This is a genomic window from Exiguobacterium sp. s6 (assembly GCF_018618155.1).
GTDB classification, from domain to species: domain Bacteria; phylum Bacillota; class Bacilli; order Exiguobacteriales; family Exiguobacteriaceae; genus Exiguobacterium; species Exiguobacterium mexicanum_A.
Genome location: NZ_JACSLN010000001.1, coordinates 98,151 through 124,311 on the forward strand (window position 1 = coordinate 98,151; position 26,161 = coordinate 124,311).

At 52.8% G+C, this 26,161-nt stretch carries 24 protein-coding genes; 14 read left to right on the forward strand and 10 right to left on the reverse strand.

The features are described 5' to 3' along the window. Positions 1-76: 76 nt before the first annotated feature. On the forward strand, positions 77-1,537 hold the full coding sequence (locus tag KNP75_RS00640) for a UDP-N-acetylmuramoyl-L-alanyl-D-glutamate--2,6-diaminopimelate ligase (protein WP_214823393.1): 1,461 nt from the start codon (positions 77-79) through the stop codon (positions 1,535-1,537). 96 nt (positions 1,538-1,633) lie between these two features. Further along, on the forward strand, positions 1,634-1,978 hold the full coding sequence (locus KNP75_RS00645) for a YflT domain-containing protein (protein WP_215189301.1): 345 nt from the start codon (positions 1,634-1,636) through the stop codon (positions 1,976-1,978). Positions 1,979-2,036: 58 nt separating this feature from the next. Here the strand turns inward: KNP75_RS00645 and KNP75_RS00650 are convergent, their stop codons facing one another. Then, positions 2,037-3,032 (reverse strand): MDR family oxidoreductase, encoded by a 996-nt coding sequence (locus KNP75_RS00650; RefSeq protein WP_138858656.1) that lies wholly within the window; start codon positions 3,030-3,032, stop codon positions 2,037-2,039. 146 nt (positions 3,033-3,178) lie between these two features. Here KNP75_RS00650 and KNP75_RS00655 point away from each other — a divergent pair, with 146 nt between their 5' ends. Continuing rightward, a complete protein-coding gene (locus tag KNP75_RS00655) occupies positions 3,179-3,610 on the forward strand; it encodes a hypothetical protein (protein ID WP_034779522.1) in 432 nt (143 codons plus the stop codon). A 19-nt stretch (positions 3,611-3,629) separates the two neighbouring features. On the opposite strand, the gene KNP75_RS00660 is transcribed toward KNP75_RS00655, so the two are convergent. From KNP75_RS00660 to KNP75_RS00675, 4 genes are read right to left on the reverse strand one after another with little or no spacing between them, the layout of a single operon-like run. After that, positions 3,630-3,836 (reverse strand): hypothetical protein, encoded by a 207-nt coding sequence (locus KNP75_RS00660; RefSeq protein WP_034779520.1) that lies wholly within the window; start codon positions 3,834-3,836, stop codon positions 3,630-3,632. A gap of 22 nt (positions 3,837-3,858) precedes the next feature. Further along, positions 3,859-4,629 carry an SDR family NAD(P)-dependent oxidoreductase gene (locus tag KNP75_RS00665; RefSeq protein ID WP_215189303.1) on the reverse strand — a complete coding sequence of 257 codons (771 nt, stop codon included), beginning with the start codon at positions 4,627-4,629 and terminating at the stop codon, positions 3,859-3,861. A gap of 11 nt (positions 4,630-4,640) precedes the next feature. Further along, the gene (locus KNP75_RS00670) at positions 4,641-5,027 is read right to left on the reverse strand and encodes a GNAT family N-acetyltransferase (RefSeq protein WP_215189305.1); all 387 of its coding nucleotides are present in this window, start codon (positions 5,025-5,027) and stop codon (positions 4,641-4,643) included. Next, on the reverse strand, positions 5,027-6,040 hold the full coding sequence (locus KNP75_RS00675) for a serine hydrolase domain-containing protein (RefSeq protein ID WP_215189307.1): 1,014 nt from the start codon (positions 6,038-6,040) through the stop codon (positions 5,027-5,029). Before KNP75_RS00675 ends, KNP75_RS00670 begins: the two co-directional genes overlap by 1 nt. Positions 6,041-6,190: 150 nt before the next feature. Between KNP75_RS00675 and KNP75_RS00680 the strand changes: the two genes are divergently transcribed. Next, positions 6,191-7,093: a sensor domain-containing diguanylate cyclase gene (locus KNP75_RS00680; protein ID WP_052090191.1), complete on the forward strand. Its 903-nt coding sequence runs from the start codon at positions 6,191-6,193 to the stop codon at positions 7,091-7,093. Between the two features lie 39 nt (positions 7,094-7,132). On the opposite strand, the gene KNP75_RS00685 is transcribed toward KNP75_RS00680, so the two are convergent. Together KNP75_RS00685 and mgtE are read right to left on the reverse strand one after the other, a co-directional pair. Continuing rightward, the gene (locus KNP75_RS00685) at positions 7,133-8,914 is read right to left on the reverse strand and encodes a solute:sodium symporter family transporter (RefSeq protein ID WP_034779516.1); all 1,782 of its coding nucleotides are present in this window, start codon (positions 8,912-8,914) and stop codon (positions 7,133-7,135) included. A 143-nt stretch (positions 8,915-9,057) separates the two neighbouring features. After that, complete coding sequence (gene mgtE, locus KNP75_RS00690; RefSeq protein ID WP_214823387.1) at positions 9,058-10,416, reverse strand: magnesium transporter; 1,359 nt, start codon at positions 10,414-10,416, stop codon at positions 9,058-9,060. A gap of 342 nt (positions 10,417-10,758) precedes the next feature. Here mgtE and arcA point away from each other — a divergent pair, with 342 nt between their 5' ends. The 8 genes from arcA to cydC all read left to right on the forward strand — a co-directional run bounded on the left by arcA (position 10,759) and on the right by cydC (position 22,443). Then, on the forward strand, positions 10,759-11,988 hold the full coding sequence (gene arcA, locus KNP75_RS00695) for an arginine deiminase (RefSeq protein ID WP_034780161.1): 1,230 nt from the start codon (positions 10,759-10,761) through the stop codon (positions 11,986-11,988). Between the two features lie 16 nt (positions 11,989-12,004). Next, positions 12,005-13,033, forward strand: coding sequence for an ornithine carbamoyltransferase (gene argF, locus KNP75_RS00700; RefSeq protein ID WP_215189309.1), 1,029 nt, complete (start codon positions 12,005-12,007; stop codon positions 13,031-13,033). 54 nt (positions 13,034-13,087) lie between these two features. Then, a complete protein-coding gene (gene arcD / locus KNP75_RS00705) occupies positions 13,088-14,563 on the forward strand; it encodes an arginine-ornithine antiporter (RefSeq protein WP_214753541.1) in 1,476 nt (491 codons plus the stop codon). A 15-nt stretch (positions 14,564-14,578) separates the two neighbouring features. Beyond that, positions 14,579-15,541: a carbamate kinase gene (gene arcC / locus KNP75_RS00710; RefSeq protein ID WP_215189311.1), complete on the forward strand. Its 963-nt coding sequence runs from the start codon at positions 14,579-14,581 to the stop codon at positions 15,539-15,541. A 179-nt stretch (positions 15,542-15,720) separates the two neighbouring features. Continuing rightward, positions 15,721-18,063, forward strand: coding sequence for a glycoside hydrolase family 31 protein (locus KNP75_RS00715; protein WP_215189312.1), 2,343 nt, complete (start codon positions 15,721-15,723; stop codon positions 18,061-18,063). A 129-nt stretch (positions 18,064-18,192) separates the two neighbouring features. Continuing rightward, entirely contained in the window at positions 18,193-18,882 is a 690-nt protein-coding gene (locus KNP75_RS00720; protein ID WP_029594559.1) for a Crp/Fnr family transcriptional regulator, read from the forward strand. 124 nt (positions 18,883-19,006) lie between these two features. Next, a complete protein-coding gene (gene cydD / locus KNP75_RS00725) occupies positions 19,007-20,731 on the forward strand; it encodes a thiol reductant ABC exporter subunit CydD (protein WP_215189314.1) in 1,725 nt (574 codons plus the stop codon). Beyond that, positions 20,728-22,443 carry a thiol reductant ABC exporter subunit CydC gene (gene cydC, locus KNP75_RS00730; protein WP_215189316.1) on the forward strand — a complete coding sequence of 572 codons (1,716 nt, stop codon included), beginning with the start codon at positions 20,728-20,730 and terminating at the stop codon, positions 22,441-22,443. Before cydD ends, cydC begins: the two co-directional genes overlap by 4 nt. Before the next feature lie 247 nt (positions 22,444-22,690). Here cydC and KNP75_RS00735 read toward each other — a convergent pair whose 3' ends face one another. The 3 genes from KNP75_RS00735 to KNP75_RS00745 form a co-directional block, all read right to left on the reverse strand. Then, positions 22,691-23,215 (reverse strand): hypothetical protein, encoded by a 525-nt coding sequence (locus tag KNP75_RS00735; protein WP_138858668.1) that lies wholly within the window; start codon positions 23,213-23,215, stop codon positions 22,691-22,693. 146 nt (positions 23,216-23,361) lie between these two features. After that, a complete protein-coding gene (locus tag KNP75_RS00740; RefSeq protein WP_215189319.1) occupies positions 23,362-24,432 on the reverse strand; it encodes a GGDEF domain-containing protein in 1,071 nt (356 codons plus the stop codon). A gap of 90 nt (positions 24,433-24,522) precedes the next feature. Continuing rightward, a complete protein-coding gene (locus tag KNP75_RS00745) occupies positions 24,523-24,858 on the reverse strand; it encodes a hypothetical protein (RefSeq protein ID WP_215190426.1) in 336 nt (111 codons plus the stop codon). Positions 24,859-24,946: 88 nt separating this feature from the next. On the opposite strand from KNP75_RS00745, the gene KNP75_RS00750 reads away from it, so the two are divergent. Further along, the gene (locus tag KNP75_RS00750) at positions 24,947-25,129 is read left to right on the forward strand and encodes a hypothetical protein (protein ID WP_138858671.1); all 183 of its coding nucleotides are present in this window, start codon (positions 24,947-24,949) and stop codon (positions 25,127-25,129) included. An 81-nt stretch (positions 25,130-25,210) separates the two neighbouring features. Beyond that, positions 25,211-26,161, forward strand: coding sequence for a peptide-methionine (S)-S-oxide reductase MsrA (gene msrA / locus KNP75_RS00755; RefSeq protein WP_215189321.1), 951 nt, complete (start codon positions 25,211-25,213; stop codon positions 26,159-26,161).

Below are 26,161 nucleotides of genomic sequence, written 5' to 3' on the forward strand. Positions count from 1 at the left end.
TTACAGCCTAATATCTAGTACCATGACGATAAGGTTTGCGAACCTAGCGACACCCATGAGAAAGGAAGTACACAGCATGAGGACGAAACGTTTATCCGCCATTCTAGAAAATGAGATGGATGACATCGAACGCGATCCATGGGTGACCGGAATTGAGACAGATTCCAGAAAGGTCAGTCCAGGGAATTTATTTATCTGTATCCGCGGTTATACGGTGGACGGACATGAATTCGCTGAGGACGCCGTCTCCAAAGGAGCGGTTGCTGTCATCTCGGAATACCCGCTTGATCTTGAGGTGCCGAACCTTGTCGTCGCAGACACGAAGCGGACAGCCGGCGTGGTGGCCAGTGCCTTTTATGACCACCCCTCACATCGGATGCGTATTTACGGTGTCACCGGTACGAATGGCAAAACGACGACCGCGACATTGACATATGATCTATTTCGTCTGTCCGGACGGCCGGTCGGGATTGTCAGTACGATTGGAGCACGTTATAAAGATCAAACATTAAAAACACCAAATACGACGCCGGAAGCCGTCGTCTTACATCGTATTTTGGCCGAGATGGCGGATGCCGGCGTGACCGACTGTGTCGTCGAAGTCTCCTCGCATGCAATGATGGAAGGACGTGTCGAAGGCGTCCGATTTCACGCGGCGGCGTTCACGAACTTGACGCATGACCACTTGGATTACCATCGCTCAATGGACGAGTACGCCCGGGCCAAAGCCCGATTATTCGAACAAGTCGAAACGACAGACGGGGACGCCATTATTTTGAACGCCGAAGACCCGGCCAGTAAAACGATGGCCGCCTTTGCCCCGACCCGTCGACGTATCATGTATAGCACGCATGCGGACGTACCGGCCGATATCCAAGTCATTTGGCATGACCAAACGGTAGTCGTCAAAATGAACGCACTGACGATTGAGGCGCCGGTCCGCTTCATGGGCGCATTCAACGCCGCCAACCTGGCTGCGGCCATCGGTCTCGTCTCGACGTCGGAACTGATGTTGCGCTCCATCATCGCCAACGTGCCAGGACTCACGCTTCCAAAAGGTCGTCTCGAGCGACTTGATACGGAAGATGGCGAGATTTATATCGACTATGCCCATACGCCGGACGGACTCGAAAAATGTTTGTCGACGCTTCAGCAAGGTGAGCGAGAGCTCGTGGTCGTCTTGAGCGCGGCCGGAGACCGAGATCCGACGAAGCGGGCAGAGATGGGTCGAATCGCGAGCCGCTATTCAGACGATTTAATCGTGACGGTACATGACGTGCGGACGGAAGACCCGAGGCACATCATCGATGGATTGCTCGAAGGTGTTGATTCGAACACGCATTACGTGACGTTCGAGGAACGGCGAGATGCTTTGCGCCATGCAGCGCAACAAGCGCTCGTCGGGAAACGGATCGTCGTCGTCGGAAAAGGGCATGACCATGTCGAACGCGTCGGCCAAGAGTCGATTCCGTTCAACGAATCGGACATTTTGCTCGATGAATTAAAAAAATTAAAAGGCCAAGAACCGGCCGTTTAACGAAACGATGACAGCTGTCATCGTTTTTTAATGTGTAAATTTTGCAAAAGAAGGTAATTACTCTTACTGTAACGCTATCGAAGGAGGGAACTACACATGTCAGTTTTGTACAAAGAGTTTACAAATGATGAAGAAGTTGTGACCGCCATTCAATCGATGAAAGCGAAAGGGATTGAGGACAAGCACATTTATGTCATCACCCATGACGATGACCGGACCGATCGTGTGGCCGATAACGCCGACGCGAATACAGTATCGGCATCAGAGGTTGGCCTGGGGACGGCCGCGAAAAACTTGTTCCGTAAAAAAGGGGACGAGCTCCGAGCCCAATTCGAACAGCTCGGCTTCTCATCGACAGAAGCGGACCAACTCGAGAAAAAATTAGACCAAGGCAAGGTGATTGTCGTCGTCAAAGACGCACCAGCCGGATTCACTTTATAATTCCACCGCCATGGAGAATACAGAGACAGGGCTGAATCGCTGGATTCAGCCCTGTTTGTTAGTCATGGATCCGAACGACGGTCCGACCGCTCAGTTCGCCGCGCATCATCGCCTCAGCGTGGCGAGGGACGTCATGCAACGGAATCTCATGAATCATATGGTTGAGCACGTTAGAATCAAGCAGCTCATCCAGTCGTTCCCACGCCTTCAGGCGCCGTACGATGGGTTGCATGACCGAGTCGATGCCGATTAATTTGACTCCGCGCAAAATAAACGGATAAACAGTTGTTGGAAGGTCGGAACCGCCGACAAGTCCGCAAGCTGCAACGGCACCTTCATAACGCGTTTGACTCAAAATATTCGCAAGAGTGGCCCCGCCAATCGAATCGATTGCCGCGTCAAACCGCTGTCGAGCTAACGGACGAACCGCTCCCTCAAGCTCGTGTCGATCGATGACTGTGTCAACGCCAAGTGCTTGCAAGTAAGGGGAGTCTGTTTTTCCTGTGGATGCGATGACGTGATAGCCAAGTTTATGAAGTAAGATAATCGAAAAACTGCCTACGCCTCCAGTTGCACCTGTAACTAGCACTTCTTCCCCTGGTCGAACGCCAGCGGACTCAAGCGCATCGATTGAAAGCATAGCTGTCAATCCAGGTGTCCCGATCGTGATGGCATCACGCATGTCCATACCTTTAGGCAGTTTTACAAGCCAGTTTCCGGGAACTTGTGCAAATTGACTGAATCCGCCGAAATGTCGTTCGCCGATCCCGAAACCGGTGGCGATGACTTCATCGCCGGCTTTGAAGTCGAGATGATCGGACTCGACGACCTTGCCGACAAATTCACATCCAGGGATGAACGGGTATTGATTAATGATTTTTCCGGGTTCGGTAAGACCGAGGGCGTCCTTATAATTGAGTGCGGAATAATGAACCTCGACGAGGACGTTACCGTCTTCTTCTTTTGGAAGTGCGTCGAGTTTGACGTCCGTCACCTTGGCGTGAAGATGGTCATCCGTCTTGTCGAGGACGAGTGCTTGAAATGATTCGTTCATGGTCAATTGGCCCCTTTCGCTGATACGTATTCTATTCCTTTGTTATGATTCCCTACCTGCCAAAATATATACACGAATGTTTCGTTCTAACAGGGAGTGGAATGGTACAATGAAAGAGATTCAACTAGAGTGAGGAGGAATGAAGCATGCGGCACGACGACTATGAGTTTGATGAAGAAGTAGAAGAAGGCGAATTGTTTAACGTATACGACATTCTGCCACCGGATGGTACCATTCTTGAGATGGCAACGGCCGAAGAGATGGTACGTGCGGCGGAACTCGAGGCGACACATAATGCGCTCGAGCGAATCCAAGACTCAAACTTTCAGTTGTCAGGGGTAACCTTTAAAGAGTTGCTGGCAGAGTTCGAACGATACGAGCAAGAATCGATGGAATTCTGGACAGGCGTTTATAGCCGATTGCGCATTCCATGGGCATGGACGATTCGAATCGATGTGGCCAACGGTCCGATTCACGTCGTCAATGACCGCGACATCTTTATCGATGAAGCGGACTTCGAAGAGTATGATTTCGAGGAATATGCTGATGATGATTACGAAGAAGAAGACAATCAATGAATCCAAAAACGTCTTTCCCTCATTCGGGGAAAGACGTTTTTTTGCTGTCGAGGAGAGCAACACGGATGCGCGTTACTTCTGTCGCTCCGAACCAAAGCCCGACGCTACATAAGATGGCGACACCGCTCACCATCGCTCCGACAATCGCCGTGTCCCCAATCATCGTGAACGACAATCCGAGACTGAACAAGCCGAAAAATAATAATCCTCCTGCAATCGTCTTCATGACTTAGCCACCCTTTCTCGTTTCATCTGTCTCTAGTGTAGGCGGTTGAGCCTAAAAAGGGTGGCTGAATTTTATACCAGGTGAAAAATCGGTCTAGGTCATACACCGAATACGTCTTGCCATTCTCGAACGGCTCGTCTAGCAAGTGTTTCGCCAAGATGCGGGCGACCGTCTCAGGGGTGCGCAATCGTCCTTCCGTCACATAGGAGCGGAACTGTTCAACGTCACGGAACGCGTCTTCTGACGAGGCCCGAATGCTTTCCTGCATCGCGGTGTCCATGACGCCTGGATTGAACAAGGCGACTTTGTCGTCCGTATCGGTCAATTCAAGGGCGACCGTCTCGGTGAAATGATCGAGCCCGGCTTTCGTCGCACAATAGGCACTCCAGCCCGAGATGGGGCGCTTGGCGGCCCCAGAGGTCACATGGATGAGCGAGACGGGCAAGTCGTATGCGAGCACCGCGTTCGTCAAGAGCATCGGGGCGAGCAAGTTGGCTTGGACGTGAGCGATAAGCTGCGTAGCATCCAATTGACCGGCCCGGTGAATCGGTTCAATCAACGCCGCATTTTGGACGACGAGCAAGGACGTTGCCGTCTCGATGAGCGGCTTCATCTGTCCAATCGCGGCCAGTGTGCTTGTCGGATCAGCTAAGTCGACCTTGACGTGACGGAACGAGGCATCGGTCGCCTGCGTCCGTGAAAAATTGACGACCTCATAATCACGCTTCAATAGTTCCTCGGCGATGGCACGGCCGAGGCCGCGCGATGCACCGGTCACAATAGCTAGTTTCATGGCAGTTCCTCCTATTCGTGAATCGTCTTCCGATATCCGTAAAACGGGCGGAAATTCAATTTTTCGTAATACGTGTGGGATGAAGCGCTCGCGAGCATCTCGAGGCGCGTTTCGGGGTAGAGCGCATGCACGTGTGACAGCAGTCGCTCGCCAATCCCGAGGCGACGGTGCGAGGCCGCGATGAGCAGTTCGCACACGTACAGACTCACGGTCGTGTCGGTCAATCCACGCAAGTAGGCGATCACCTGTCCTTCTGACTCGACGACATAGGCGACGTTCGATTGCCGCCACGCCTGTTTCGTCAAGTCATGTTGTCGGACGAGTTGACTCCAACCTTCCGCTTCATTCAATGCTTGAATCTGTTCAAAATCGGCTTCTTCATAAGGACGAATGACCATCAACCTTCACCTACTTTCATTTCAATGGCTTTCATGAGGTCGAACGCACCATCTGACTCGTTCGAACAGACGACCGAGACGATGTCTGTGTCCGGATAGTAAGCAGAATGAAAACTGACGCCGGGGTCATAACCCATGACATGATATTTGAAGACGTGTCGCTTCGGATCCAATTGAATCCACAGACCGTATCCATAATGTGCGCCTGTTTCGTTCACTGGCACGTGAGGCGTGAGCAACCGTGACGTCATCTCCTCCCCGAGCAGGCGATGAGCGAGCAGGGCGTTCCAAAGTTTGGCCATATCTTGTGCCGTCACGAACGCGCCGCCGTCCGCGCCGCCTTTGACGGGAATCGAATAGTGGTTCGTCCGCCACGAGCCGTCCGCATTGTCGATATACCCGAGCGCCGTGTGCGCCGGTAAGGCATCGAGGGAGAAGTACCCCGAATCGGTCATGTCGGCCGGTTTGAACACGAATCGTTCGATATAGTCCGAGAACGTCAACCCGCTCGCTTGTTCGATGATGAGGCCGAGCAGGATATACCCGGCATTATTGTATTGGAACACGCCCCGTTCTTGTCGCATCGGTTCGTGCTGGAACATCGGGAGAAAGTCACGTAGCTGCCTGATGTGATACATTGGACGCTGTCGCCACAATTCCTCGAAATCGTCCATGACAGACTCGTCGAAATAGTCGGGGATGCCGGACGTGTGGGTGAGCAACTGTTCAACTGTCACGGCTGGGTCAAATCGGGGGAAGTCGATGTCCAAACTCTCGCGGAGTGTCGACGTAAACGACAATTTTCCTTGTTCGACGAGCTGGCAGATGGCAATCGCTGTGAACAGCTTACAGCCCGAAGCGATGCCGAAGCGGGTCGACGTTTGATTTTCGATTTGTTCGGCCCGATTCGCGTAGCCTTGCTGAAGTTCGAACAGGATGTCGTCTTGTCGCATGACGAGCGCCGATCCAGAAAAAGTAGATGAGACTTCATAGCGTGACCAGTCAGGACTCATGGTTGACCTCCAACTTCTAATTTTAAGTTTACATTCATCAACAAATGAACGTTACATTTAAACATTAACCTAAATAATGGAAAAGGTACAGGCGGTGTTTCGTTAACGTGATACGATAGAATAGTACGTTTAGATGGGGAGCGGGAAAACATGGAACAATTTTGGTTAGGTTTATTAGTTGGATTGATTTTGGTACTTGTTGCGCAGAAGATACTTCAATCACGTAAAGAGGTGGACGGGGCGTTTGCACATTTCGGTAACCACGTTAAAGACGTCATTTATATATTTGAAGTCAAACCGACGTTTCGTTTTCGTTACATAAGTCCTTCCCTTGATTTGTATTTAGGTGAGGGTGTTGTAGCGGAAAACTATGAAAATCCAGATGATTGTTTTCGTCGTATTCACCCAGATGATTATCAAATTCTCATGAATAAAGTCTCAGGAAAGATGAGTTACGATGAGGCTATCTCGCAACGTTGGCGAACTAATGACGGTCGTTACTTGCGTTTTGAAGAATACACGACTCCGATTTATAAAAATGGTGAGATTGTAGCTGTACAAGGAATCATTAGGAATGTAGAAGCGGCTGTAATGAAACGTGAGGAGTTAGAATATGTGAGCCGTCATGATGAACTCACTGGGGTTTTGAACCGACGTGCCTTTAATGAAACAATTGATTGTCTCTCTTTTAAAAAAGTAGGGTTGATAGTCATCGATTTAAATGACTTGAAGAAAATTAATGACCATCAAGGTCATTCGGCTGGTGATTTGTTACTTCAGAAAGCGGGACTCCTCTTGCAAGGGTTAAGCACAAACGTTTATCGGATTGGAGGCGACGAATTTGTTGTATTAACTGATCAACTACAACAAGATAAATTGCTAGATTTGACGGTTTCCATTAGAAGCGTGTTTGAATCGAATGATATTTCAGCCGCTGTCGGTGCAGCTTGGGAGGAACAGTTAAACGATTTCAAGAAATTGTATGATCAAGCGGATCAAAACATGTATGAACAGAAGAATAGAAGTAAGACAAATCGACACGTTCCTTGCTAAAAGATATCAGCAAGGAACGTGTCTGTTTGTCTAAATATATTATTCACCCATCGCTTCTTCACGCTCGGTGTCTGTCGTATCGAGATTGTTCAAGTATGCCTCATAACGCGGCAACCAGTAGCGATACGATGTCCAGACGAGCCCGCTCGTCGTCGCGACCAAAGCGAGTGTCGCTGGCCAGAACCAGCTCGACACGATCCCGTCCGCATAGGCGAGACCGATTGGTGAGAAGACGAAGTAGACGAACACCATCGAAGCAATCAGGATGATTGACGTCGAGATGGCATGGCGCCAAGGTTTGACGCGACCGAGGTCGATGCGAATCGGATTGATGTGTTGCATCGGACGAACTTTCGCGAACACGAGCATGATGGCCGTCTCGAGGACGAACAAAATCCCGTAAATGTGAATGAAGTTAATGCCGAGGTCGAAGCCGAACCACTGCTCCGTTCCCCAAACGAGGAAGTAATACGTGACGACGTGGAAGCCGATGACGAGTTTCGCGGCGATCGGCGGCACCCGCTTCACGAGCATCCCGATTAAGACGATGACGAGAATCGGGATGTTGAAGAAGCCGGTGAAACGGCGAATCAAGTCCCAAAGGCCGTCCGGTGCATACATCAAGTTTGGAGCGACGAAGAACGAGACGAGCGCGACGAACGTCCCGAACCATTTGCTGACCCGAATCAAGTCTTTGTCTGATGCGTCCGGTTTGAACTTCGGCTTGTAAATATCGAGCACGAATAGCGTAGCGATACTATTCAACAGCGAGTTGAACGAGCTGAACACGGCACCGAGCAAGACGGCGAGGAAAAAGCCCATGAGCCACATCGGCAACAAGTCGGCAATCAAGCTCGGATAAGCGAGGTCGGCCTTGTCGACGTTCGTGCCATACAAATGGAATGCGATAATCCCCGGGAGCAACATGAAGATTGGGACGAGCAACTTCAAATAGCCGGTGAAAAGCACTCCTTTTTGACCTTCGGCCAAGTTCTTCGCCCCGAGTGCCCGTTGAATGACATATTGGTTGAGTGCCCAATAAAATAAGTTCGCAAAAATCATCCCCGTGAAGATGGACAAGAACGGAACGGAATCGTTCTCTGAACCGATCGCGTTTAGTTTCTCCGGATTCTCGGTTGCGATCGTCTTCATCCCATCAACAAGATTGCCGTCACCGAGCGCGATAAAGCCAAGCGTCGGGACGAGGAATCCGATGATAATCAAGCCGATTCCGTTCAACGTGTCAGAAACGGCAACGGCACGGAGTCCTCCGAAAATGGCATACACGGCACCGATAATCCCGATGAACCAAATGACCATCCAGAGTGATTGCTCGAAGCTGATCCCGAGCAGGGCTGGTACGTCAAACAGTTGCAGGACGGCCAAGCCGCCTGAGTAGAGCATCGATGGAATCGTGACGCACATATAGCCGAACAAAAACAACAGGACCGTCAAGCGGCGGACGTCCTCGTCATACCGCTGGCTCAAAAACTCGGGAATCGTTGAAATTCCGATGCCGAGAAAACGTGGAAGTAAGAAGAGGGCCATGATGATGGCGGCGATGCCGGCCGTGACTTCCCATGCCATAGCGGACATATTGCCGGCAAACGATTGGCCGTTCAAGCCGATCAATTGCTCGGCCGACAAGTTGGTCAATAAAAGCGATCCGGCGATGAATAGACCGGTGAGACCACGTCCAGCCAAGAAATAATCGTCGGCACTCTCGACTTTTCCTTTCGTCATGCGGTATGACACGTATGCGACGAGACCCATGAAGAGAGCCCCTGTGATCAATATGTAAACAACTTGTTGAATGGTCAACGAATATCCCTCCCTCAATCTCTTCTTATTTATAAGTACTTTTCATGAATACCCGTCCTAAATCATGATTATTTCCCATTTTCTCTTTTGTAAAAGAACTGTAATAAACATCACGACAAAAAAGACACCTGAGATGTCAGGTGTCAGAAAAAGCGTAGCAACGAAGTCGCGACCGTGAAATAAATGATCAAGCCGAGGTTGTCGACGACCGTCGTGATGAAGGGGCCCGACGCCACGGCCGGATCAAGTTTCAATCGATTGATGAGGAGCGGCACGAGCGTCCCGACGATGGTCGCCACGCTGAGTGACGCAAAGATCGACAGACCGACGATCATCCCGATCAAGGCACTGTCGTACAAAACGGTGATGACCCCAAAGATGACGACCATGCAGGCGAGACCGAGCAAGACGCCCGTCCCGAACTCACGGCGAATCATCTTCAACACGTTCTTTCGATTGATCGTCCCGAGTGCGATTGAACGGACGGCGACGACGAGCGATTGGGTGGCGGCGTTCCCGGCCGAACCCATGACGAGCGGCATGAAGACAGCGAGCAGGACGATCGCTTCGAGTGTATCCTCGAAGCCACCAATCGTCGACGCGGTGATCATCCCGAGAAACATGAGGCTGATAATCCAAGGGGCCCGTTTTATCGCTGCTTCGACCGGTCCCATATTGATGTCGGACGATCCTTTTGTCGCTGACAGCTCCTCAAAGTCCTCGGTCGTCTCCCGTTCGATGACATCCATGACATCGTCGACCGTGATAATTCCGAGCAAGTGGTCCTCGCTGTCGATGACAGGCAAGGCCAATAGATCATATTTTTGAACGGTCCGCGCCAAGTCCTCTTGGTCGGCGAGGACGTGGGCCGATACGACGCGTCGGCCCATGATATCCGCAATTTGCACATCGAGCGGGGAGACGATCAAATCGCGTAGCGAGACGACGCCGACGAGCCGGCGATCGGTGTCGATGACATACAGGTAATAGATCGTCTCGGCTTCCGGTCCAAGTTCGCGCAAGTCTTCGAGCGTCGCACCGACGGTCTTGTCCGCTTTCAACACGATAAACTCGGTCGTCATGATGGCGCCGGCCGTATCATCCGGATAGCGCATTAAGTCTTTGACTTCGGTCGCCTCGGTCTCGTCCATCAACTCGAACAGTTCGTTCATGAAATCGTCCGGGAGCTCGGTCATCAAGTCGGCGGCGTTATCCGAGAACATGTCGTTCAACACGCGTACGGCGAACGGACGTGGCATCTCTTGGATGAACTGTTCTTGTTCATCGAGTTCGAGCTTTTCAAATAGGTCGGTGAACGCTTCCGGGGACAAGGCATCGTAGACGAACTGGCGACCCGGTTGCTCGAGCTCAATGAAGAGGTCGGCTTGTTCGCCCGGATGGAGTGTGAGAAACACGTCGCGGAAATCGACCGGGTCCCCTTTTTGGATGAGCGCTGTCACTTGGGCTTCATGACGGGCGCGTTCTGTACGTTCGATTGCCATCGACTCACTTCCTTTTCACATCATTTGTCTATATTATGTCACGACTTTAGTCGGGCTCAAACAAAATCAAAAAAATGTTATGAATTTTTTTCACAATCTATACAGTGTGTATACGTCTCTCTCCTCCGATTTGAGGGGACGCACCGTTTCTCGAGTGGTTGTTCATTCATGCCACGTCATCATCTATGCACTTTAGTGTGGAATCCACCACAGTCCAAACGTCGGACTTGCCCACCTCGGAATTGGGTAAGTTGATAATGTAAGGGTAGAAACACACCCGAATCACAAGGAGGAAGCGAGATGATATCGATGACGGATCAACAAACCGCACGGGATACAACGCTGAAACATCCGATCCACGTGTATTCAGAAATTGGTGAACTTAGGACGGTACTATTGAAACGACCAGGGCGTGAGCTCGAAAATTTGACCCCAGAATATTTGGAACGACTCTTGTTCGACGACATTCCTCATCTTCCGGTCATTCAAAAAGAACATGACTACTTTGCGAGCGTGCTCCAAAATCGCGGCGTCGAAGTACTCTATCTAGAAAATTTGATGGCGGAAACGTTATCACTACCAGGGGTGCGCGAACGATTCGTCGCCGATATCTTGGCGGAGTCAAAATCGAATATCAACGGCTCGTACGAGACACTTAAAGAATATTTGCTCGCCTACGACAACGAAAAATTGATTGAAACCGTTATGGCCGGCATTCGCAAGTCTGAGATTAAGCCAGAGAAACGGCGCCACTTGCACGAGATGATTGAGGACACATATCCGTTCTATCTCGACCCGATGCCGAACTTATATTTCACTCGTGACCCATCGGCAGCCATCGGGAACGGGCTATCCATCAACCGGATGAAAGAGCCGGCTCGCCGCCGCGAATCGTTGTTTACGCAATATATTATGCGCTATCATCCGCGATTCGCGAAACACGACATCCCGATCTGGTCGGACCGCGACTACCGCTTCGCGATGGAAGGTGGAGATGAACTCGTTCTCTCGAAAGAAGTCGTCGCCATCGGGATTTCCGAGCGGACGACGGCCCAAGGGATTGAACGGGTCGCTCTCAACTTGTTGAAAAACGGCGGCACGTTCAAGAAAGTCATCGCCATCGAGATTCCGAAGTCGCGCGCGTTCATGCATCTCGATACGGTCTTCACGATGGTCGACCATGACAAGTTCACGATTCACCCGTTCATCCAAGGGCCAGGAGGCAAGATGAACATCTTTGAACTGACGTTGAACGCCGAGGGTGAACTTCACATCACCCAGCATACGGATCTGTTGAACGTGTTGAAAGCCGCACTCGGTCTCGATGAGATCGTCTTGATCCCATGTGGCGGCGGAGACCCGATCGCCGCTGCCCGCGAACAATGGAACGATGGGTCGAACACACTCGCGATCGCTCCAGGCGTCGTCGTCACGTACGACCGTAACTACGTCTCGAACGAGTTGCTTCGCTCTGAGGGCGTCGAAGTCATCGAGATCATGTCGAGTGAATTGTCGCGTGGCCGTGGGGGCCCACGCTGCATGAGCTGTCCGATTATCCGCAAAGACATTTAACGAGGAGGAAACGAGCATGTCTACAACGTACAACTTTGATTTGAAAGGCCGTCATTTTCTATCATTGAACGATTTTTCAGGGGATGAGTTGAACTATTTGATCGATTTATCGGCCACCTTCAAACGTCAAAAGAAACAAGGCGTCCCGCATCGAATCTGTGAAGGAAAGAATGTGGCGCTGTTGTTTGAGAAACCTTCGACGCGGACGCGTTGTGCGTTCACTGTGGCGGCCATCGATCTAGGCATGCATCCGGAATACCTCGGGAAATCGGATATCCAGTTTGGCAAAAAAGAATCGGTGCGCGACACGGCGATCGTGCTCGGGCGTATGTTTGACGGCATCCAATTCCGCGGCTTCGCCCATGACACGGTCGAAGGGCTGGCCAAAGACGCCGGTGTCCCGGTATGGAACGGGTTGACGGATTTGTATCATCCAACGCAAATCTTGGCCGACTTCTTGACCGTCAAAGAACAGAAAGGCGAGCTGTCTGGCATCCGCTTCGTCTACGTTGGTGACGGGCGCAACAATATGGGTAACACGCTCCTCATCGGTGGTGCCAAAGTCGGGATGGACATGCGTATCTGTGCGCCGAAATCGCTTTGGCCGTCGGATGAAGTCGTCGATTTTGCCCGCTCGGTCGCTGCCGAGACAGGGGCGAAGATCACGTTGACCGAAAGCATCGACGAAGCGGTCGCCGACGCCGACGTCATCTACACGGACGTCTGGGTGTCGATGGGCGAAGAGGCCGAGTTCGCCGAGCGCATCAAACTGCTTCACCCATATCAAGTGAACATGGACATGCTCACGAAGACGAATAATCCGGACGTCATGTTCCTCCACTGTCTGCCTGCCTTCCACGACTTGGAGACCGAAGTCGGCCGGGCGATCCATGCGGAGTACGGGTTGAGCGAGATGGAAGTCACGGATGAAGTGTTCCGGAGCCGTCACTCCTTCGTCTTTGACGAAGCCGAGAACCGGATGCATACGATTAAAGCGGTGATGGCCGCGACGCTCACCGACACGAACGGATGGCTTGAACGCTGACGGATGGGAGGGGATCTCCCCTCCGGCCCGTACTAAACGAAAGGGATGAGTTCAATGTCTACGAAAATAGCGCATGACTCAAGTGGAACGGCTGGCGTGCAACCAGAGAAGAAAGATCGACGTTTAGGGCTCGGGGCGCTGACGGCACTCGTCGTCGGTTCAATGATCGGCGGCGGCGCCTTCAACTTGGCGGCCGACTTGGCCCAAGGTGCGAACGCGGGAGCGATTTTGATTGGGTGGGTCATCACCGGAATCGGGATTATCGCCCTCGGACTCAGTTTTCAAAATTTGACGATGCGTCGTCCGGATCTCGATGGTGGTGTGTACAGTTACGCCCGTGCCGGCTTCGGTCAGTTTGTCGGGTTCAACTCGGCGTGGGGCTACTGGCTATCCGCGTGGCTCGGCAACGTCGCCTATGCGACGCTTCTGTTCAGTTCGGTCGGCTATTTCTTCCCAATCTTTGAAGGCGGTCAAAACATCGCTTCGATCATTGGTGCCTCGATTATGCTATGGCTCGTGCATTCGTTGATTTTACGTGGTATCCACGAAGCGTCGATGATCAACATCATCACGACGATTGCCAAACTCGTACCGATTTTTGCTTTCATCACCATCACCTTATTCTTCTTTAACCTCGATAATTTCACGTTCGATTTCTGGGGACAGGGTGGTTTCTCATGGGGTAGTGTGAGAGACCAGGTCGTCTCGACGATGCTCGTCACACTATGGGTGTTCATCGGGGTCGAAGGGGCGGTCGTCTTATCTGGACGGGCCCGCAAGCGCTCGGACGTCGGGAAAGCGACGGTCATCGGATTGCTCGGGACGCTCATCATCTATCTGCTCATCTCGGTCATGTCGCTCGGTCTCATGAATCCAGAGAACGTGGCGAACGCCTCGCAACCGGCGATGGCGTACTTGCTCGAGTCAGCGGTCGGACCGTGGGGCGCGATGCTCATCAATGGCGGTCTCGTCATATCAGTTCTCGGAGCATGGCTCGGCTGGACGTTGCTCGCCGCTGAGATCCCATTCGTAGCCGGGAAAGACGGCGTGTTCCCGAAATGGTTCACGAAAGAGAACAAAAACAATGCGCCGGCCAACGCGCTTTGGCTCACGAACGGGTTGATCCAGCTGTTCCTCTTCACGTTCCTGTTCTCGGATGCGGCGTATAATTTCGCGTTCTCGCTCGCCTCGAGCGCCATCTTGATCCCGTACGTCTTCTCGGCCTTCTATCAAGTCAAAGTCGCGAAGAACGGCATCGGCTACAATGCCGGTGAACGTCGGACCCGCGACCTCATCATCGGAGCCGTCGCCTCGATTTACGGGATTTGGCTCATCTATGCGGCCGGAATCGACTATCTGCTCTTGACGACATTACTGTACGCACCAGGTACGTTGCTCTACATCAAGGCGCAACGTGAGAACGGAATCAAGACGTTGACGAAGACGGAGTGGATCGTGGCCGGTGTCTTGACCGCGCTCGCCATCTTGGCCGTCGTGCGCATCGTCTCAGGAAATATCTCAGTCTTTTGATCGGGGGAAACCAATATGCGGAATAAACGAGTAGTCATCGCACTAGGTGGAAATGCGATTCAAAAAGGTAAAGATGCGACGGCCGAGGCTCAAATTCGAGCCGTCGAGGCGACAGCGGAATCACTGGCCGCGCTTGTCGCCGAAGGAATTGAGGTCATCATCACCCATGGCAACGGGCCGCAAGTCGGAAATTTGATGTTGCAACAGGCTGCGTCGGACAGTCCGGCGACGCCGGCCTTGCCGCTCGACGTTTGCGGGGCGATGACACAAGGGATGATTGGCTATTGGTTCGAGAACGCCCTCACGAAAGCACTGAGATCTCGTGGTTTGGAACGTTCGGTCGCACCGATCGTCACGCGGTCGGTCGTCGACCCGAACGATAGTGCCTTCAGTCACCCGACGAAGCCGATTGGTCCTTTCTATGACGAGGCGGAAGCGCAGCAGATTGAACGGACGACCGGTTATGTGTTCAAAGAAGACGCCGGACGCGGCTATCGCCGTGTCGTCCCGAGTCCGTTTCCGGTGGCGATTCTCGAGCACGCGGTCATCCGTGACCTCGTCGCTCATGAGCACATCGTCGTCGCCTCTGGCGGCGGGGGGATTCCTGTCATCGATACAGCCGATGGCTATATCGGCGTCGAGGCGGTCATCGATAAAGATTTTGCCGCTGCGAAACTCGCCGATCTCGTCGACGCCGACATGCTCCTCATCTTGACGGCCGTCGAGCACGTGTTCGTCGATTTCGGGACACCGTCGGCCCGGGCGCTCGAGGAGACGACGAAAGAACAACTCGAGACGTATATCGCCGAGGGCCAGTTCGCACCGGGCAGCATGTTGCCGAAAGTTCGGGCCGCCCTTCAATTCGCCGAATCAGGACACGACCGGGTTGCCGTCATCACGTCGCTCGAACAAGCCCTTGCGGCGGTCCGAGGTGAGGTCGGGACGCGCGTCCGACTCGCCGCGACGCTCCAACAATAAGCTCAACGCCACAGACATCAGCGTCTGTGGCTTTTTTCCTGAATTGGCTGCTCGTCGTTTTTTATGGTCCGACATGGGGAAGGAATGTTGTATGTCGATTTAGACATTGCTATCATTTTGAGTGTAAACGTTTGCACAATTTAGAAGGGAAGTGACGAAGAGCGGCAACGCTCGAGCTTATGCGTCTATTTGAAGAGGAGAACGTCTATACGCAACAAATGAAACCGCAGGCAGATGATCGGGCGATCGTCCAAGGGAGCTGCTATCGCTTCACGGTACTGACGAGCCAATTGATTCGGATGGAGTATGCCGAGGATGGGGTGTTCGAAGACCGGCCGACCCAAGTCGTCTTTAACCGGGCGTTCGCAGTCCCAGAGTTTCGCGTGATTGAGGATGAGACGGAATTGCAAATCATCACGGAGCACGTCCACCTCTACTACACGAAAGGGCCGTTCGCGCCGAACACGCTTTACGTCGACGTGAAAGGGAACTTCAGTACGTATTATAGCCGCTATACGTTTAACGGACCGGAGCGGACGTTGAAAGGGACGGCGCGAACGCTCGACCACGTCGACGGGGCGACCGAACTCGGTGAAGGCATCGCCTCGAAACAAGGGTATGCCGTCATCGATGACTCTGATTCGTTCATCATGACCGAGGACCGTTTCGTCGAACCGCGGCGTAAACATATCCATGACTTGTATTACTTCGGGTATGGGCATGAGTATAAACGCGCACTCCGTGATTTCTATCAATTGACCGGCTCGACGCCGCTGTTGCCACGAAAAGCGCTCGGCAACTGGTGGAGCCGCTATTGGCGCTACGACGAGACGGAATATAAAGAACTCATGCGTCGGTTTAAGACAGAGGACATCCCGTTCTCGGTCAGCGTCATCGACATGGATTGGCACGTCACCGATGTCCCCGAAGAATACGGGAGCGGATGGACGGGCTATTCATGGAACAAGAACTTGTTCCCGGACCCGAAAGGATTCTTGACGTGGCTCAAGCAAGAAGGGTTGCTCGTCACGTTGAACTTGCATCCGGCGGATGGTGTGCGTGCCTTCGAAGACCAATATGTGGCGATGGCCGAGGCGATGGGCATCGATCCGTCCCAAGGCGACCGCATCCCGTTCGACTTTTCCGATAAACGCTTCATTCAAGCCTATTTCGAGCAGATGCATCATCCGCATGAAGACGACGGCGTCGATTTCTGGTGGATCGACTGGCAACAAGGCTCGACGTCGAAAATGGAAGGGCTCGACCCGCTCTGGATGCTGAACCACTATCATGCGGCCGACATCGCCCGGGATGGCGATCGACCAATCATCTTCTCCCGTTATTCGGGCCCGGGCAGTCACCGCTATCCGGTCGGTTTCTCGGGAGACACGTTGATTTCGTGGGCGTCGCTCGCGTTCCAGCCGTACTTTACGGCGACGGCTTCCAATATCGGCTATGGTTGGTGGAGTCACGATATCGGTGGGCATTACCGAGGTTCAAAAGACGATGAGCTCGCCGCACGTTGGGTCGCGTTCGGTGTGTTCAGTCCGATTATGCGCCTGCACTCGACGTTCAGTACGTTCAACGGGAAGGAGCCGTGGCGCTTCGGTCTCGAGGCGGAGCGATCGATGAAGACGTTCTTGCGTCTGCGCCATCAATTGATCCCGTACATCTATACGATGAACTGGCGGAACCACGCGGGTGCCTTGCCGCTCATCTTACCGATGTATTATGAACATCCGGACGAGGACGCGGCGTATGAAGTACCGAACGAATACTACTTCGGCAGTGAGCTCATCGTCTCTCCGATCGTCGAGCCGATGAATAAACAGCTCCACGTCGCAGCGACGAACGTCTGGTTACCAAAAGGTGACTGGTTCGATTTCTTTACCGGTCATCGCTATGCGGGAGAGAAGTCGGTTCGGGTGTTCCGGGGACTTGACGAACAAGCAGTGTTCGCGAAAGCAGGGGCCATCATCCCGATGGCACGGCATTACTCGGGTCGTAACGATACGGATAATCCGGCCGATTTGGAAGTGCTCATCTTCCCGGGCGCGTCGAATACGTTCACGCTCTATGAAGACAACGGGTCGGACCGTGACTATGAGACGGGTGCTTACGCTGAGACGACGTTCACGCTTGATTGGGAGGAACGGAAACTCCACATTCACGTTACAGGTGACCGGACCGTCTTGCCGTCTGACCGTAACGTCACGTTACTCCTCCGAGGTGTGACCGGTTCTGGTGAATACAATCGAGAGACCCAGACACTGCGCCTCGAACTCGGTCCGATTGATGAAGAGATGACGGTGTCGCTCCCGGTCGAACTGACGGCGAACGATCACCGGCTCGATCGCTTGTATCGTTTCTTGGACCGCGCCGAGATTTCTTATGATTTAAAAGACAAGTTGTATCGATCGGCGGCAGCGAAGACGCGACTCGAGGCATGGTTGTTCGATTTGCACGCGCTTGAACTCGACCGTGACCTGCAAGATGCGATCATGGAGTTGATGCTCGACTGAATAACGTGCTGTGACGAAGAGGGTGAAAGCCCCTCTTTTTTTGTCAGAAAATCGTTGGATTTTGCAAGCGTTTTCAAATTGAATCCAACTATACTAAAAGGAGAGGCAAGATAGATTGGAGGGTTCAACATGAAACCGAAATGGACCGTAGACGACTTGCGGCAACTCGATGTATTCACCAAATGTACCGCCCGTGAGCTCGAGGCACTGTTGCCCCATGTCTATTGTCGAACGTACCGGAAAGGACAGCTCTTATTCATGGAAGGCGATCCTCGGGAGCGCGTCTACTTTTTAATCAGCGGTTACGTGAAGCTCGAGCGCAACAACGAGACGGCGACCCATCAATATACGGACTACTTGAAACCGAAGCAACTGTTCCCGTATCGCGGCTTGATGACGGAACCGTATTATCAACATTCGGCGGAGGCGTTGACCGATATCGAGGTCATCTATATGCCGACGGACCGATTCGAACAACTCGTCTCTCGGAACGCGTCGATGTTACTCCATATCGTCGGACAGATGAATCGGATTCTCGACTTGCACGAGCGACGGGTGCAGGACATCATCACTCCGAGTGCGACCGAACGCGTACTCAACACGATCCATTACTTGATTGAAGACCTCGGGGAACCGGAAGCAGAGGGGGTTCGCGTCCGGTGTCCGTTCACGACGATTGAAATCTCACGCTTATCCGGCACGTCACGGGAGACCGTGTCGAACATCTTATCGCGCTTACGAAAAGAAGAGGTGCTTCACTTCGATGCGCGTGAATTGATGATTGGCCATCCCGAATACTTTGAACAGTCGACCGTATGACGCCACGTGATATACGCGGCGTCTTTTGCATGTCTGGCTAAGCGAAGCGTTCGCCATGGTCGTGTGCATCAGTTATAATTAGTGAGAATCCTCACAAAGAAAAGTTTTGGATAGTATAGAAAGGATGAACGCAGTGAAACGACTGCAAGCTCTCGCTTTAGCTGAAAAACGCCATATCGTCGGACTCGTCATCGCCGCGGTGATGATCGGATTGTCGATTTTGGCGCAGGCGTATTTAATCGTCGATATCGTCGACCAGGTCTTTTTAAAAAATGCATCGTTTGAAAGCATCATCCCGGCGCTCGGCTGGCTCATTCTCGCCCTCGTCACGCGTGCTTTGTTCGGCTACATGTCAGGACGAATCGGAGCTAGTCTAGCGGAGAAAGCGAAACGGACACTCCGGTTTCAGTTGCTTGACCGTTATACATCGAATCCGATCGAGACATCTTTGTCCGGCCAGTCCGGAAAGAAAGTCAGCGTCTTCATGGACGCGGTCGATGAAGTCGACGCCTACTTCAGCCAATATTGGCCGCAAGTCATTCAAACGTCGATCATTCCGCTGCTCATTCTCGTCGTCGTCTTCAGCCAACATTGGATCTCGGGCGTCATCATGATGGTGACGGCGCCGTTCATCCCAATCTTTTTCATTATCATCGGGATTGCGACGCAGAAAAAATCCGAACAACAGATGGAGAAGATGAACCAGTTCTCCGGAAAGTTCTTGGACGTGTTGCAAGGATTGACGACATTGAAACTATACGGTCGGACCGAGCGTGAGGCGCAAGCGATTGAAAAGAGCAGTCTCGACTTCCGCGACGCGACGATGGTCGTCTTGAAGACGGCGTTCTTATCGGGTCTCATGCTCGAGTTCATCTCGATGCTCAGCACAGGGGTCGTGGCGCTCGAAGTGGCGCTGCAAATGGTCGTCTGGCAGAACTTGACGTTCTTCTCCGGCTTTTTGATTCTCGTCTTGGCTCCGGAATACTATTTGGCCATTAAAGACCTCGGCGGTGCGTTCCATACCGGACGCGGCAGCATGGGGGCGGCCGATCGTATTTTCGAGGCGCTCGACGCACCGGATGAACGTCTGCAGTGGGGCGACCGGACGTTGACGAGCCGGACACCCGACCTCGAGCTCGACGAAGCATCATTCGCCTATGAAGGGGGGCGTTTCACGCTCCAGCCTTTAAGCGGCGTAATTCCTGCCGGTGCCCACATGGCGCTCGTCGGGGCGAGCGGGTCCGGGAAGACAACCGTCTTGAACGTGTTATCGGGGCTCGTCAAACCTGACAGCGGACGTGTCCTCGTGGACGGTGAACCGCTCGAGACGTACACCGATACGTCATGGTATGACACGATTGGCTATATCTCACAAAATCCGTATTTGTTCGCCGGCACCGTCGCCGATAATATCGCCCTCGGTGAGGCGGCGGACGAAGCGAGCATCCTCGAGGCGGCGACGGCAGCCGGACTGAACGATGTCATCGCTCAGTTGCCGAACGGTCTTCATACCGAACTCGGTGAAGGGGGTTACGGCTTATCCGGAGGCGAACGGCAGCGGCTCGCCTTGGCCCGGGCCTTCTTAAAACGTCCCGGCATCATCTTGTTCGATGAACCGACGACCGGACTTGATTTAGTGACCGAACAAATCGTTCGGCGCTCAATCGATGAGTTGTCACGTGAGTCAACGCTCGTCACGGTCGCGCATCGTCTGCATACGATCAAACAAGCCGATGCGATTTGGTTCATGGACGAAGGGCGTCTCGTCGCCCAAGGCACACATGACGAACTGCTCAGCGTTCCGCAATACGCTGACTTATTCACGCTACAGAAAGGGGTGAGAGGATGAATTCCCTTTGGACGATCACGAAATGGATGATGCGAGAGAAAAAGGATATCATCCTCTCGATCTTCTTTGGTTATGTCGCTGGCATCGCAGCCGTCGCTTTGTTCGCGGCGAGCGGATACCTCGTCTCACGGGCTGGGCTCGTGCCGCCGCTGTATGCGCTCATGGTGCCCGTCGTTTTGATTAAACTGTTCGGTGTGATTCGGGCGAGTGCTCGCTATCAGGAGCGTCTCGCCTCGCACCGGGCGACGTTCACGATTTTGAGCGAACTCCGGGTCCGATTTTATCGTCAACTCGAGCCGCTCGTCCCGAGCATCTTTGCCAAATATCGGAGTGGGGACTTGCTCGCTCGCGTCGTCGGTGACGTCGAGAGCTTGCAGAACTATTTTTTACGGGTGTTCTACCCGCCGATTATCTTGGTACTCGTCTTCTTGAGCACGATTTTCTTCGTCACATACTTCTCGGTCTGGGTCAGCGTTTGGATCTTGTTCGGCGTCTTCGTGACCGGTTTTTTGATCCCGGCCTTCTTCGCCCGTGTCCGTGCCAAGCATGACCGGGAACTCCGTACCTTGCGAGGAGACCTGTCGAGTGGGATGACGGAGATGATGTACGGCTATCGCGACCTGTTGTTGCACCATCGGCTTGGTCAAACGCGCAACGAACTGCTTGAACAGAGCGACCGCTACGCCGATGCCCAAAAACGAGATGTGACGAACCAGTTCTTCAACTCCTCGCTCGTCGTGGCGGCGTCCTTACTCGTCTCATGGGGTGTTTTGGCCATCGGGGCCTATCTTGTCGTCGACGGGGAATTAAATGGCCTCTTCTTGGCCATGCTCATCATGATGTCGCTCACCGCGTTTGAGAACGCGACACCGATGGCAGTCTTCCCAGGCCACTTTGCTGACAGCAAGCAAGCGGCCGATCGACTGCTCGAAGTGGTCGAGCCGAGTGAAGCGATTGTCGCTGCCGAGTCGGCCCGTACCGACGTAGCGCTCGAGACAGCACCTGACGTATCGTTCGAACGCGTGAGCTATCGCTACCCGGACACGTTCCGTGACGTGCTGAGCGGCGTCGACGTGACGTTACGAGGCGGTTCAAAGACCGTTATCGTCGGACCGAGCGGCTCAGGGAAATCGACACTGCTTCAACTGTTGCTCGCTTTTGTCAGACCTGAGTCTGGTGAGATCCGATTGAATGGACAGCGGTTGGACGATGTGACCCAAGCATCGGTCTGGCGTGAAGCTAGCGTCGTCCTTCAAGAGAACCATTTCTTCTTCGGGACGGTACGAGAGAACTTGGAGCTCGCCGGTAATTTCTCGGACGCTGAGATGGAAGCGGCGCTCGCGAGTGTCCGCCTCGGTTTCTCGCTCGACGAGCCCGTCCTTGAGAAAGGGGCGAACTTATCGGGCGGCGAGCGGCAACGTCTTGCCATCGCCCGAGCCTTGTTGAAGAATGGATTGCTCTGGATACTTGACGAAGCGACATCGGCGCTCGATGCGCGGACCGAGGCGGACGTGTTCGCCGAGATTTTGCGTCAAGCCGATGAAGCGACGCTCGTCATGGTCAGCCATCGTCTGACTGGGCTCGAACGTTTCGATCACATCATCGTCATGGAGTCCGGACGCATCGTCGAGACCGGATCGTATGATGAACTGATGCAGGCACACGGTGTGTTTTATGGATTGAAACAGATCGAACAAGATATCTTTGCATGAAAAAACGAGCGGCTCCGTCGGAGAGCCGCTCGTTTTTTTGGATGGCAAATTTGGGTGCAACAAATGGGGGTTGTCGCATTGCTTTCAAAAAGAGTGTCGTGGAGGGGAATCCACGTGACGTATTGGTTTGGGGAACGTTTACGTCAAGCTTTGGGAGCTACAACTAGAGTATAAGTGATAACGATTCTCATTGTCAATTAGTAAATTGTACAAAAAAACCGCAAACCAAACTGTTTGCGGATCGTTGTCAGCTCGACGGTACGCCCTTACGAAGCGTGAAGCGAAGCAAGCTGAACAAGTAACGAGTATAGAAGAGCGCGAACGCATAAAATACCGCGATGGCAGAAGCACCGAGTTCAACACCTGGAATGTTCATCAAGAACTCGAGGATGAGAATCGACAGCAAGAAAATATAAAGACCTGCATCAAGATAGAGCGGCATCAATTTTCCGCGTTGGTGCCAGAACGTCCGGACGAGCGGTGCGACGATCATCCCGATGATGCGTTCCGCGAACCCGATGCTGAGCACGGCAATCATGAAGGCGGCGACCGTCTCGAACGATACGAGTTCTGAGAAGGCGAACATGGAGATGAGTAGGAGCGGACCGATAAAAATCATCATCGAGAGGGACGTGCGTAAAAAGATAAACAAGTTCCGTTTCATCGTATCGACTCCCCCGAAGAGCGACTGCCGGAACGTCTTGCCACGTTGATAGTCGAGGATGAACGATCCCACAAACATCAAACCGAATAGTGATAACAATACTGTCATGAAATGTGTTTCCCCTTTTTCTGTCCAAATCTATGATCACTGTAAGGATAGTCGAATCAAAGTCTAGCCTAGTGTACCGATTCACTAGTTGAAAGTAAAGCGGGAAAACTGCGGGAAATCGCAATCTTTTGCGAACATGAGGCGCTTTACGACGCCAGAATGAATCGATTTCGTCCCGATTCCTTTGCGTGGTATAACGCTTCGTCGGCATGTTTCAACACGCTGTCGACTTCGATATCGTTCGAATGGCAGGCCCCGAGCGAAACGGTGATATGCAGCGTCCCCGCGCTCGTCTCGAACGGGAACGTCGAGACTTTTTCTCGTATAGATTCAGCGAGGTGAGTCACTTCATCTCGATTGGCGTTCGGCATGATGATTAAAAATTCTTCTCCGCCGAAGCGGCCGACGAGATGACGCTCTTCACTCTCGGCGACGAGCAACATGCCGAGCTCCCGCAAGACGTCGTCCCCGACGTCATGACCGTACGTGTCGTTCACGCGCTTGAAGTGGTCGATGTCGACGAGGATCAAGGCGTATTCTTTGGCTTCGACGTTCAAGTTGGCCATCGCCTCGTTCAATAGACGCCGGTTGGCGATGCCGGTCAACGCGTCGGTCCGGGCGAGTTGTTGCTGATGTTGGACGTTCTCGAAGTGGCGACGCAACTCTTGGAGCAAACGATACGCGGCACAGGCGCCGCCGTACGCCATGACGACGTAGGCGAGAATGACAGGATAGAACAGTTCGAGCGGCAACGCATAATAGATGGCCGCACCGAAGACGGTGACACTGATCGTCGTGAAGACGAGTAACGTGTTGCGAGTGTTATCGAGTTTTAGCCGCAATAGACTGATGGGAAGGACGAGTCCAATCATCGTCAAGACCGCCAAATAAAAGCCGATATACGCCCCGTCGGTCACCATGAAAAATCGGGCGGTCAGAAAGATGACGGCAGCGACAATCCCGCTGACCCACCCGCCGAACAAGACGGCAAGCGAGATGGGGATGGAGCGCAAGTCGATCAAAATCCCTTCGAGCGGCAGTGCGTTCGCGAGTAAAATCAAGGCGACGATCCCTGTCTGGACGCCAAGCAAGATTCGACCTTTCAAAGGCGATTTTGGCGTCAGACGCGGACGATTGCGGAACGGAAGAAATGAGATTGTGAAGAGGGTGAATAGGATACACAAGTTCAGAAAGAACGAGTTGATGATGGTTAGCATGGCTCTATCCCCTTGCGTGAAATGGAAATAATTAGTTTCAGTTTAGCATATTCAAACAGCGTTGACTGCTTATGGAGGAGTGCAATGTGTTCACCAGTCGCGCCATTCTTCCGTCACGTCCTCGTCAGTCTCATAACCGGCTAGAATTGCCCCGGCTTGAATGAAATCGTACAGTTCCTCACGCTCGACCGTCTCGATGAAATGGTCGTGCTCGGTATCGAGCTCGTTCAAGCGCAACACGACGTCGCGGACCGCTGCCAAGACGCTTACTTCCGTTCCGTCTGCATGTGTCAATGCGGTCACGTACCGTCGGAGCGCGGCGTCAACGGCAAAGATGATCTCGACGGTATACACGTCATCGCCTTCATTCATCCGGTCTTCCCACATCAGTGTCGGACGATTGGCCCATAACCGTTCAACCTCCATACTAAGTGCCTCCTTCGAAATGAAACATCATCTTCCTCTCTATCATAGCAAACAAATTTGGTATGATAGAAAGAAAGGGGGACTGTCCGTGCGGTATTGGGATCATTTTAAGCGAGCGTTTATTCCGATCGCGCTCATCTTGATCGGGTTGGCCATCTTTTATACATTATCGGCTCGAGGGAATATGGCGTTGACCGTGCTCGGGGCGCTTATCGTCGGCGTCATCTTATTTTTAGTGATGCGGCACATGAATCAGGTCGAAGAAGACTAAGACGAGAACACGTTCGTGGTTCTCGTTTTTTGTTGTCGACGAGATTTTTTGGGTACACTACATAGTAAGGAGGGATTTATTATGGCAAAAGCTACATTTGCGGGAGGCTGTTTTTGGTGCATGGTCAAACCGTTTCATAAATACGAAGGGGTCGAGCGCGTCATTTCCGGCTACACGGGCGGGCACGTCGACAACCCGACCTATCAACAAGTCTGTTCGGAGACGACCGGTCACCTTGAGGCGATCGAGATCACGTTTGACCCGGAAGTCATTTCATACGAGGAACTGTTACGCATCTATTGGCGTCAAATCGACCCGACCGATGGCGGCGGACAATTCAATGACCGCGGTGAATCGTATCGCCCGGCCATCTTCTATCATTCGGAAGAACAGCGCGTGGCAGCGGAACGTTCAAAACAAGAAATCGAGGACTCAGGCCGGTTCGACCGACCGATCGAAGTCGAGATTCGTCCCGCGAAAACGTTTTGGGAAGCCGAAGACTATCATCAAGACTACTATAAGAAAAATCCGTTCCGCTACGAAATGTACCGGGTCGGTTCAGGCCGCGCCAAGTTTGTGAAAGAGGCGTGGAGCGACAAGAAGATTCAGAAAGAACTGAAAGACCGCTTGACGCCGATCCAATATAAAGTCACGCAAGAGAACGGGACCGAGCCCCCGTTTCAAAATGAGTATTGGGACGAGGAACGAGAAGGATTGTATGTCGACGTGATTGATGGTACGCCGCTCTTCACGTCGCGCGACAAGTTCCAGTCGAATTGCGGCTGGCCGAGCTTCGCCCGTCCGATCGAGGAAAAGCGTATCGACATGAACATGGACACGACGCACCATATGGTCCGGACTGAAGTCCGCTCGAAAGGAGCCGACAGTCACCTCGGTCACTTATTCGATGACGGCCCGAAAGAACTAGGGGGTCTGCGCTACTGCATCAACTCGGCAGCACTCCGTTTCATTCCAAAAGAAGAGTTAGAGTCTGCAGGTTATGGAGAGTACAAGCACTTATTCGATACGTGA